We start from the raw sequence: 13,049 nt of genomic DNA, 5'->3' as shown, positions 1-13,049 counted from the left end.
TTCTAAATCGTAACTTTAACTACAAATCAAACCTTGTGAAAATAGTATTAGCTCCAGACAAATTTAAAGGCGCTTTAACAGGAAATGAATTTTGTAATGCCGCTACCGAAGGCATCAAAAATGCAATGCCTTTGGCAGAAATCATTCGTTTGCCTTTGGCAGATGGAGGTGATGGAACTATTGAAATTTTGGCAAATCACTTAGAAGGTGAACTTATTCAAGTCACAGTAAATGGTCCTTTATTTAGGCCAATACAAGCATCGTATTTATGGTTGGAAGCAAAAAAAACGGCTTTCATTGAAATGGCAGAAGCATCAGGAATGAAATTATTGAATGCTGAAGAACAAAACTGTCGCAAAACGACCACCTACGGAACTGGCGAATTCATTACAAGAGCTATTGAAAAAGGAGCAGAAACCATTATTTTAGGCATTGGAGGTAGTGCTACCAACGATTGCGGTATTGGAATGGCAACTGCTTTAGGATATCGTTTTTTAGATAAAAAAGGACAAGAAATTCAGCCTATTGGAGAAAATCTAACACAAATTCATCAAATAGATACCTCAAATGTGCATCCAAAATTAGCGTCTATTAATATTCAAATTGCTTGTGATGTTACCAATCCATTGTATGGTTTGCACGGAGCAGCGTATGTATATGGACCACAAAAAGGAGCTTCAAAAAGTGATGTGGAACTTTTAGATAAAGGTCTGAGAAACATTGCTAACATCATTCAAAAACAATTCAATATAGATGTTCAAGATATCGAAGGAAGTGGTGCAGCGGGCGGAATGGGAGCAGGAACAACAGTATTTCTAAACGGAAAACTTACTTCAGGAATTGAGCTGGTCAAAGAATTAATAGATTTTGATGCACATATAAAAAATGCCGATTGGATTATTACTGGAGAAGGAAAATTAGATGATCAGACATTTTCAGGAAAAACCATTGTAGGAGTCATAGATTCCGCTCAAAAACAAAAAATTCCAGTGGCCGTATTTTGTGGCGCTACAGATTTGAGTATTGCAGCACAAGAAAAATTAGGCGTTCAATATGTAAATGCCATTACAAAATCTCCTTGCAATCTTCAACAAGCAATGGCACACAGTTATGAAAATTTAGAATATGCTGTCTATAATTTTGTGAGGTCACTAATGTGTTGAAAAGTAAATAATCATACGCATGTGTCTCCCTAAATATATCTTTCTATAATTAAAAATATAAAAACATATTTACTCACTTTGGAAGCTCTATAAATTTTAGCGCAGATCAAATTGAAGAATAGCAACTACAACATAGCATCTTTATCTATGATCAATACTAGTGTAGTGTAGATAATCTTAAGGAATTTTACAGCTTCAAATATCAAAAAAAGATCATTTCAGTATCAGAAGGACTCTTTTTTATGAATAAAAACAATAAATTTTTACTTCCCTATTTTAGTGTTTTTTAAACATTTGATTGCTAGTTGCTTGAGTGGTTTTCTAGTGCGTTAATGACCAAAAAATACGATAGTAACTTCATACAAAGTTATCTGTAAACAATTGAATTTTAGGTTTTTTTATGTTTTGGGTACTTGGCTTGATTTTTTTTTACAATTGTTTTTAGAATTTAAAAATAGTAAAACAAAAGAAAAAGCGTTATAATTGTATTGTAAAACAAAAAGATTATTTCAAAAATATTTCTCCCCCTTAGAAATAATTAATATTTGAGAGTATCTATCTCAAATATGTATGTAAATAGAAAGTCTTGCTTTATTAAATATCAAGAGATCTCGAAAGAAGATTATGAATTGTCATAGTCGCTATTGTTGTATACAATAAATTTCTATCGTTCTTCTTAATATTAGGTAAAGCATCAAAAATGTTTTTTACATTGAATAATATTAAACAGAAAATAGCGTCAGATTATTGGTTTAAGAAAATCAAGAATACCGCAACAGTATATGCGAACTCTCTTGAAAGAAGTCAGATTGCAAACGTATATATTGAAGGAAGGGAATTATCATATTTTGAACAGCTTACAAAGGCGAATCCAATAGCAGAATATACAATTTTGCTAAGCATTTATAGTGCGCTTTTAAATCGTTATTTTGAAGCGGATACGTTAATATATACTCCAAAAATAACAGACGGAAACGGAACTTTGTTACTGTACAATTACGCTACAGAAGAGAATACGTTCAAAGAATATCTTCAAATCCTTAAAAAGGAAGTTCAAGAAGTATATAAATTCGCCGATCATGATAATCAACTCGGATTAGCACATCCTCTTGAAGCATATGCTACGTATGGCTTTTTATATAATGCTTCTGAAACAGAAATAGCGACACCTTTTTGTTTGTGTGTTGATAAAAATGATCAAGGAATAAAACTGAGCATTTCTTTTGATGCAAATTTTGTGAATGAAACGATTGCAGGACATTTTTTAGAAACCTTTAAAAGATGGTTGATCACACTAGATGCAATACTCAATACAAAAATTACAACACTATCGATAGTAACCGAAGCAGAAGAAAAACAATTACTTCATGACTTCAATGCAACAGCATTGGCTTTTCCACAGCATGAAACATTGATTGATTTGTTTGAACAACAAGTCGAGAAAACACCTGAGTCTATTGCTGTTGTCCATAATGACGTATCCTTGACATACGCTGAGTTGAATGAAAAAGCGAGTCAATTTGCCAATTATCTTATTACAGTAAAAAAGGTTGCTAGTGGCGATTATGTTGGGATAAAACTGGAGAGAAATCAGCACTTACTCATCGCCATTTTAGGAACATTAAAAGTAGGAGCAACGTATGTTCCTATAGATGTCAATTATCCTGAAGATCGTATCAATTATATAGAAAAAGACAGTGGATGTATCTGTATTGTTGATGCTGTTATGTATGGTGAATTCGCTAAGGAAAGCACAACATTAGAGATACAAAATAAGTATCAAAAGTTTTCGTCAAACAATACCGCATATATCATTTATACTTCCGGAACTACTGGAAATCCTAAAGGTGTGATGATTTCGCATAAAAATGCAGTTGCACTGATCTATTGGGCAAAAAAAGAATTCGATCAAGCGAAGTTTGATGTTGTATATGCAGTAACATCGCATTGTTTTGATTTGTCCATTTATGAACTATTTTTTCCATTGGCCACAGGGAAAAAAATCCGCATTTTAAAGAACGCTTTACACATAGAGAAAACGATTGCAAACGATACAAATGTGTTGATCAATACGGTACCATCAAGCATACGTAGTTTGTTGGACAATAGCACGTTCTTAAAAAATACAAGTATGATCAATCTTGCAGGAGAACCCTTTCCTGTAGACATTGCAAATACACTCAAAACGACTTCTATTGAAGTTAGAAATCTATATGGACCGTCGGAAGATACTACGTATAGTACTTTCTATAAAATTCAATCTCAAAAAACATATCAAAACTCCATTCCTGTTGGAAAACCAATTGCCAATACACAAGCGTATATTTTAGATGATGCCTTGCAGTTAGTTCCTGTGGGAGTTTCAGGGAAATTATACCTTTCGGGAGAAGGATTGGCAAAAGGTTATCTAAACAAACCAGCGTTAACTGATCAAAAATTCATCGAAAACCCATTTGTGACGAATGCAAAAATGTATGATACAGGCGATATTGCTAAATGGACTTCGGAAGGTATTATTGAATTTTTAGGACGAAAAGATTATCAAGTAAAGTTACGTGGTTATCGTATAGAATTAGGCGAGATAGAAAATACGATTCGTACTTTTTCTGACAACATAGTAGAAGCAGTTACGATAGTTAAAAATCAAAGCCTGATTGCTTTTTATGAAGAAAAAGCGATGGTAGAACGTGCTGAGTTGATAGCTTTTTTGAAAAAGAAACTGCCAGTGTATATGCAGCCGAATCTATGGATGCGTCTTTCAAAAATTCCTTTAACACCCAATGGGAAAACAGATCGAAAGCAACTTTTAGAACTTGTAGATACTTATAAATCTCAAAACGAATATATAGCTCCCGAAAATAGTATAGAAGAGGAGTTGGTGCGAATATGGCAAGAAGTTCTCAACATTCAAAAAATTGGAGTACAGGACAACTTTTTCGAATTAGGCGGACAAAGTTTATTGATCATCCAAATTATCAATACCATTTACAAAGAGCTTGATAAAACAATTAGTTTTGAGAAATTCTCAGAAAATCCAACAATTCGTGCCATTAGCAATTTGCTGATAGAAAAGAAATTCGAATCCATTGCTAAAATCACGCCGCAACCAAACTATGAATTAACAGCTTCTCAGCATCGTATATGGATCTTAAGTCAGTTAGAAGGTGGAAACATAGCGTACAATATGCATGGAGCTGTTGTGTTAAAAGGGAAATTGGACATTGAAAAACTTGAAAAAGCATTTCAACAATTAGTATACAGACACGAAATACTTCGAACGTATTTTACAACACATGAAAACGGAACTATCTATCAAGCAATAGTTCCTAAAGAAGAAATACAATTTGAGATTGCAATTTTAGATTTTGAAGATAAAAAACAAGAACTAGCAGCGTATTTAGAAACAGCTCAAGAATCGCCATTCGATCTTACCAAAGCACCATTGCTCAAAGCAAGTTTACTAAAGCAAGCGTCTGATGTTTATGTGTTTTCATTTGTAAAACATCATATTATTGGCGATGGTTGGTCTATGGAATTATTAATTTCTGAAGTCATCAGCAATTACAATCAATTGCTACTAAATGATCAATTCACACCAGAAGAATTGCCATTGCAATTTAAAGATTATGTCGCATGGTTTGATGCACAAAAATCTCAAGAAGAATATCAAACAGCTCAACGCTATTGGCTTGAACAATTTCAAGGAGAAATTCCAGTATTAGAATTGCCTAGTTTCAAAAAGCGTCCAGCAATACAAACATATCACGGTAAAACGGTCAATCATGCATTCTCTAAAGAGTTTTTAGGAAGAATAAAGCAATTTTCAAAAGAAAATGAAGCCACTTTATTCATGACTTTAATGGTCGGAATCAACACATTGCTTTATCGCTACACCAATCAAGAAGATATTATCATTGGAACGCCAATTGCAGGGAGAGAACATCCTGATTTAGAAGATCAAATAGGATTATATCTCAATACTTTAGCTGTTCGCACACAACTTGAAGATACTTTTAATTTTGAAGAGCTTTTACAGCAACAAAAGCAAGTTTTATTACAAGCATACAAACACCAACGTTATCCGTTTGATGAATTGGTTTCTAAGTTAGATTTAAAACGTGATACTTCTCGTTCAGCACTATTTGATGTCATCGTAGTATTGCAGAATCAACATCAAATTGCTTCCATATCATCGGAAAATAAAGCGCTTGAAGGTGTTGAAGTCCTGCCGTATGAACTAGAAAGAAACACTGCTCAAGTAGATGTGAGTTTTACTTTTGTTGAAAAGAATGACGCACTTTACTTAGAAATAGAATACAATACAGATATCTACGATGCGTTTTTGATAACGCGAATGTTCAGTCATTTTGAAAACATACTGAATCACGCGATAGACGCACCAAAAGAAAAACTTTTGACCTTGGAGTATCTAACAGAACAAGAATCCAAACAAATAGTGGAGGAGTTTAACGATACTTCGGTTGCGTATCCAAAAGAAAAAACAATCTTGCATGTATTTGAAGAACAAGTAGAGAAAACACCTGAAAACACTGCGATCGTATTTGAAGATAGCGAATTAACCTATGCCCAATTAAACAAGAAAGCGAACCAATTAGCAGATTATTTACAAAAAAATCAAAATATCCAGCTAGACGATTTAGTTGCGATAAAATTAGACAGAAGTGAAAACTTGTTAGTAGCGATCTTGGGAATTTTGAAATCAGGAGCTGCATATGTACCAATTGATACAAACTATCCGCAACAGCGAATTGAATACATAGAAAATGATAGCAACGCCAAAGTAGTTATTGATTCATTGTTCTTTGAAACATTTGAAAACGAAAAAGAAGCGTATAGTATCAAAAATACGGCTGTCAAAGCTGCTCCCAATAATTTGGCGTACATCATTTATACTTCTGGAACCACAGGAAATCCGAAAGGAGCCATGATTTCGAATGCCAGTCTTTTAGATTATACCTTAACATTCAAAAATTATTTTGGAGTCACTGAAAAAGATAGATCCTTGCAACAAGCTAGTCTTTCTTTTGATACGTCCATAGAAGAAATATTTCCAATACTCATCAGTGGAGGAACATTGATCATGCTAAAAGAACACAGTGAATTTGATCTTTTGGCAAACATATGCGAACAACATCGTGTGACTATTTTAAGCACAAATCCGTATGCACTGCAATTCTTAAATCAAAGCTATAAAAACTACAACTTTAGCTTTCGCATACTCATCAGTGGAGGAGATATATTAAAACCTGAATATATAGACAAGTTATACCTGGATTATCAGGTGTTCAACACATACGGACCTACGGAAAGTACGGTATGTTCAACGTATTACGAAGTCAAAACGCTAAGTGAAACCATTCCTATTGGGAAACCTATTGCCAACAGAACGGTTTTAATTGTAGATGCCAATAACAAAAATCAAATACAACCTATTGGAGTCAAAGGTGAGCTTTGCATTCTTGGAAAAGGATTGTCGTTAGGATATCTTAACAAAAGCGATTTGACTGATGAAAAATTTGTCAACAGTATTTTATCCGAAGATTCCAAAATGTATACTTCTGGAGATGTTGCCAGATGGCTTCCTGATGGAAATATAGAATTTCTTGGAAGAAATGACGATCAGGTAAAAATCAGAGGATATCGTATAGAACTTGGAGAAATAGAAAGTACATTACATGAATTCTCTAAAGATTTTACACACATTACGGTGCTTGTAAAACAAGTGAACGACGAAAAAATGTTGGTGGCGTATTATGCGTCTGCTTCTGAAATAGAAAAAACGAAACTCAAAAACTTTTTATCCGAAAAGCTGCCAGATTATATGGTTCCGAGCTTTTTTGTGCAATTAAAAAACATTCCTTTAACACTCAACGGGAAAATTGACAAAAGGAAGCTGCCTGATATTGCTGAAGAAGACATTATCAAAAATCCATACATCGCTCCTAAAAACCAAACCGAAGAAGAATTGGTATCCATTTGGAAACAACTTCTCGAAATAGAAACCATAGGAACTCAGGATGATTTCTTTGAACTTGGAGGACACAGTTTAAAAATTACAAAACTCAAAAACAGTATTGAACAAGCATTCAATATTTCTATGAGTTTTAGCGATCTATTTCTCAAAACAACGATTTCAGCACAAGCAAATCATATCCTAACGGAAGAAAAAGAAAGCTATCAAGAAATACCAAAAGTTGCACCGCAAGCATATTATGAATTGTCTTCGGCACAACAACGAATCTGGATTTTAAGTCAGTTTGAAGGAAGTAATGAAGCTTACAATATGCCAGGCGTTTTTCAACTGACAGGAGCTATTGATGCTGCTAAATTGGAAAATGCTTTTGAGCAATTGTTGAAAAGACACGAATCATTACGAACACAATTTGTATTAGATGCTTCCGGCGCTATTCAACAACACATTCTGTCTGAAACGGACTGTCATTTTAAATTGATACAGGAAACCATTGAAGATGAATCGCAACAACGGCAAGCGATTAACGAATTGGTTTCGCATGCTTTTCATCTTGAAAAAGCGCCATTAATTCGTACAAAACTTATAAAAACAGCGGAAGGAAATTATCTCTTTGTTTTTGTAATTCATCACATCGTGAGTGACGGTTGGTCTATTGACATCCTAAAAAATGAATTATTCTATCTATACAATCAAAAGGAATCTGCGCAAGAAGGATTGCCAGCATTGCGCATTCAATACAAAGACTATGCAGTTTGGGAACGCAATCAACTGACTTCTCCAAAACTAGAAGCATCAAAAGCATATTGGATATCACAATTTTCAGGTGAACTTCCTGTAATTGATTTGCCTTATAAAACACGACGTCCACAACAAAAAACGTATGCTGGCGCTAAAAAAGAAATTACGATATCAAAAGAGAAGCTTGTAGCATTACAATCAAAATGTACAGGGAATCAAGCCACGCTATTTATGGGCTTAATGGGAATTGTAAATGTATTACTGCATCGATATACGCGCCAAAAAGATATCATTATCGGAACGCCGATTGCGGGAAGAACACATGCCGATGTACAACATCAAATAGGTGTATACATTAATACGTTGCCAATACGCACACAAATTCAAGAAACGGATTCTTTTCAAGATATTTTAGCAAGGATAAAAACTACCACGTTAAAGGCTTACAAACACCAAGCGTATCCATTTGATATTCTTATAGACGACTTATCAATTGCGCGTGATTTAAGTAGAAATCCACTGTTTGATATCATGGTAACCTTGCAAAACACGGATGAAGAAAAGCTTCAAGAAAATAAAATCGCGAATGTACAGGTAGAACGCTATTCGTACACAGATGCAATTGCGGCAAAGTTTGATTTGGACTTTATGTTTGAAGAAACAAAAAATGGTTTAGAATTCGCTTTAGTCTACAATACAGATCTCTTTTCAGAAACTTTTATTACGGCATTAACAAATCAATTTGTAACACTTACAGATGGTATTATTGAAGATGTAACTAAAAATATTGCTTCTTTACCAATCTTAACGCCACAACAAGAACAGCAGTTATTATTGACATTCAATGATACTCAAACAGATTTGGATGAAGAAAAAACGGTCTTAGATTATATTCAGCATCAAGTTGAAAAACATCCAGAAAATAGTGCATTAAAAGATGCGCATCATACACTATCATATGAAACCTTGGATCAACTTTCTAACGGTATAGCCAACTATTTAATACAGACGTTAGGAACCAATACACATCCTGTAGGAGTTGTATTAGATCGTTCTGTAAACACGATTGTATTATTGCTTGGAATCTTAAAATCAGGAAAATCATACATTCCACTTGATCCAACATTTCCGTTAGAACGATTAAAATATATTGTACAGCATAGTGGTATTGAAACGGTTGTTGGAAATCAAGCCTTTACAGCAATTCAAGACGATAATATTCAATGGCTGACCATAGAAAATATACTTGTTGAAAGTAAAAAAGTTGCCGAAACTCAATTACCAGTCGTAACAGCAGCTCATGGAGCCTATATTATTTATACGTCAGGTTCAACAGGAAATCCGAAAGGAGTTGCGGTAGGACATGCTTCATTAAGCAACTTTTTGTTGAGCATGCAACAAGCACCAGGATTTTCCTCGGAAGATACGCTATACGCTGTAACAACCTATGCGTTTGACATTTCAATTTTAGAATTCTTTTTACCACTAATTTCTGGTGGAACGACCTATATCGCAAGCAATGATACTTTGATGGATGTTGAAGAAATCATGGAAGAATTGACAACTGTACAACCTACAGTAATACAAGCAACGCCTAGTTTTTATCAATTACTTTTCAATGCAGGTTGGGAAGGAAATTCAGCGCTAAAAGTATTGTGTGGTGGAGATGCTTTAAACGAATCTTTAGCGCAACAATTGGTAAACACTTGTCAGGAAGTCTGGAATATGTACGGTCCTACAGAAACCACAATTTGGTCTACCACTAAAAAAGTCACACAAGGAAATATATCCAGTTCTATTGGAAAACCGATTGCAAACACACAATGTTATGTATTAGATAAAAACTTGCAGTTGCTTCCAGAAGGCGCGCAGGGAGACTTATACATTGGAGGAAAAGGATTGGCGTTAGGATATTACAAAAACGAAACACTTACGTCAGAACGATTTATTAAAAATCCTTTTGGAGATGGTCTCATATACAATACAGGCGATTGTGTTGCTTGGAATCCTAATGGAGAACTTTCTTTTTATGGAAGAAATGACTATCAGGTAAAAGTGAGAGGCTACCGTATAGAATTGGGCGATATAGAAACACATATCAATGCAATAGAAGCAATACAGCAAGCAGTTGTATTGGTGAAAAAAGACAAGGCAGATCAGTCAATACTAGTTGCTTATTATGTAGCTAGCACTACTGTAGAAATTACTAAGATCAAAAACTTGCTCAAAGAAGCATTGCCAGCGTACATGATTCCTGCTGTTTTTGTTGAAATTAATGACTTTCCATTGACGCCAAACAAAAAAGTAGATCGCAAAGCTTTATTGAGTCGCAACGATGCATTACAGGTACAAGAAGCAGTATATGTAGCACCACAAACGGAGACAGAATCAAAACTGGCGGAACTATGGAGCACATTACTATCGCAAGAAAAAATAGGAAGAACAGCTAACTTTTTTGACTTGGGAGGACACAGTTTGAGTTCAGCCAAACTAGTCAGTTTAATTCAAAATGAATTTTCGGTAAAACTTACCATCAATAAAATATTTGAATATCCAGATTTGGAGAGTATGGCAAATCATATCGATAACATAGTATTAATTCAGTTGAATCAAAATCAAGAGGATATTGAAACCGAATTTGAAAATTTTTCAATCTAAAATAACCAATAATAAGAACCTAGAACCTAATTAAATGACAATAGATTATAAAACAAAAATGCAAATCATGAAAAATAAAATAACCATGCAAAAAAAGATGCGTTTTACCGTCTTTTTATGCCTTTTTCTAGTTGGATTTACCGCTTACGGACAAATAGAAGTTACAGGAAAAGTAATAGATCAGGAAACACAAAAACCCATAGATTTTGCGGAGGTTATTTTGACAAATACGAAAACGCAGAAAATAATAGGAGCCATTACCAATCTTGAAGGTGCCTTTTTGTTAAAAGCAGAAAATGGAGATTATAAGTTTCAAGTTGTTTTCTTGGGAAATTCATTGTACACAAAAGAACTCTCATTAACTAAGAGCATTGATTTAGGAACCATTTCGGTGACCAATAATGAAGAATTAGATGCCGTAACGGTAGAAGCAAAAAAGAAAGTAATTGAACGAAAAATTGATCGTGTTGTATTCAATGTAGCAAACTCCACGCAAGCTTCACAAGGAGATGCTTTGGAATTATTAAAAGTTGCTCCCGGACTTCGAGTACAAAACAACAATATCTCAATGATCGGAAAGGCACAAGTTGCAGTAATGATTAATGATAAAATAATTCAACTAGCAAACGATGAATTGAGTAACTTTTTAAAATCTATTGCTTCTGAAGATGTAGAATCTATTGAAGTAATTACGACACCGCCAGCAAAGTACGAAGCTGCTGGAAATAGTGGTTTGGTAAACATCAAGCTAAAGAAAGCAAAGAAAGATTCATGGAATGCTCAAATACGCTCGTACTATCGTCAACAACGATATGCCAACAGTTCATTTGGAGGAAACTTTAATTACAATAAAAATAAATTTAGTATAGCTGCTTCTGGGAATTACAGAAAAGGAGATTTCTATCAAGAACAAGATGATTATGCTTTTTTCCCAGATGGAATATGGTATACATCTTCACCATTTCGATCTAAAACAGACGGAGTTAACGCAAGAATAGATTTAAACTATCAAGTTACTCCAAAATGGTCTATGGGAGCGCAATATTTATACAACAGAATAGACTATAATGTTACAGATGCGCCTTTTACACCAGTGTTTGATAATACTACGAATGAAGTGATTAGATCGTTACAATCTGAAGGAAGAATGGATTTAACACCTATACTTCATTCTATGAATTATAATAATGAAATTGAACTTGATACCTTAGGAAGAAATGTTAGTATCAATTTAGATTATTTTGCCTACGATAATCCTGATACGAAAAGATACAATGGAGTTTCTACCGTTCAAAATCCTTTTTCAGAACAATTTTACAGAGGAATCAATACCAACAATCAAGATGTAAAAAGTTTTTCAGCAAAAGTAGATGTAGAAATGCCTACAAAATGGGCAAGCATTGATTTTGGAGGGAAATTCACAAAATCAACATCTCAAAATGATATCTTTTTCTTCAACAGTGGTTTGGTAAATACACCAGTAACCAATTTACCAATCTCACAAAATGATTTTGAATATGATGAAGATATACAAGCATTATACGTATCAGCAAGTAAAGATTTAGGAGAAAAATGGAGTACAAAAATTGGACTTCGTTTAGAGGCAACACAAACCAATTCGACCTCAAACAATTTAGGATTGAATGTAGATAACGATTACACAAAACTATTTCCAACATTCTATTTATCCTATAAAGCAACAGAAAACTCTAGCTTTTCAATGGATTACAGCAAACGAATTCAACGTCCAAATTTCTTTCAGCTAAATCCAAATATTTATTTCTTAAATCCATTTCAAACCATTGAAGGAAATGCCTTTTTACAACCTTCATTTGTAGATAATATTCGATTGGTACACAGTTATAAAAACTTAACATCGACGTTCTTCTTTTTAAGTATTGATGAGTCATTTGCACAAGTTCCGTTGCCAGATGCAAACACAAATATCATTCGTTTTACAAATGAAAACTATATAGATACACAGCGATTCGGAATCTATGAAAATTACTATTTCAACAAATATTCTTGGTGGTCTAGTAATAACAACTTTGTAGTGAACTATACCATTTCAAAGTTTGATTTAGTACAAGAAGAAGAAGATCAAAAAGGATTCAACGCTACGGTTTCTACGTATAATGACTTTACCTTGAATTCAGAAAAAACACTCTTTGCTAGTGCAAACTATTGGTATGCATTTCCAGGTGTGAATGGAATTTTTGAAACAAAATCAGCCAGTGCATTATCATTATCAATACAGTATTTACTGTTAAATAAAGACATGAACATTACGTTACGTGCCAATGATATTTTTAAAACATCAGCAGATAGAACAGAAGCAGTCATCAACAATGTATTACAAACAGCACGCTATTACTATGACAATAGATCTATTCAGTTATCTGTAAGTTACAAATTTGGTAACAAAGATATCAGTGCAAAACGTCATGCAACAGGTAACGAAGACGAAAGAGGAAGAACAGGAAATTAAAAAGAGA

3 protein-coding genes are annotated in these 13,049 nt (G+C 34.0%); all 3 read left to right on the top strand.

Features of this window, described 5'->3' with window-relative positions; translation table 11 throughout:
• Nucleotides 1–35 precede the first annotated feature (35 nt).
• The gene (locus tag Q0845_RS06215) at nucleotides 36–1,163 is read left to right on the top strand and encodes a glycerate kinase (RefSeq protein ID WP_298510765.1); all 1,128 of its coding nucleotides are present in this window, start codon (nucleotides 36–38) and stop codon (nucleotides 1,161–1,163) included.
• A 712-nt stretch (nucleotides 1,164–1,875) separates the two neighbouring features.
• The gene (locus Q0845_RS06210) at nucleotides 1,876–10,554 is read left to right on the top strand and encodes a non-ribosomal peptide synthetase (protein WP_298510762.1); all 8,679 of its coding nucleotides are present in this window, start codon (nucleotides 1,876–1,878) and stop codon (nucleotides 10,552–10,554) included.
• A 67-nt stretch (nucleotides 10,555–10,621) separates the two neighbouring features.
• Nucleotides 10,622–13,042, top strand: coding sequence for an outer membrane beta-barrel family protein (locus Q0845_RS06205; protein WP_298510759.1), 2,421 nt, complete (start codon nucleotides 10,622–10,624; stop codon nucleotides 13,040–13,042).
• Nucleotides 13,043–13,049: the final 7 nt, after the last annotated feature.

The sequence above is a fragment of the uncultured Kordia sp. genome, from assembly GCF_947489565.1.
Lineage (GTDB): Bacteria > Bacteroidota > Bacteroidia > Flavobacteriales > Flavobacteriaceae > Kordia.
Note: the sequence above shows the minus strand (reverse complement) of the source record. Positions and strands in the feature narration are given on the sequence as shown.

Coding starts and splice junctions, on each gene's coding strand:
- Q0845_RS06205 (WP_298510759.1), top strand. CDS start 10,622: ATGAAAAATAAAATAACCATGCAAAAAAAGATGCGTTTTACCGTCTTT.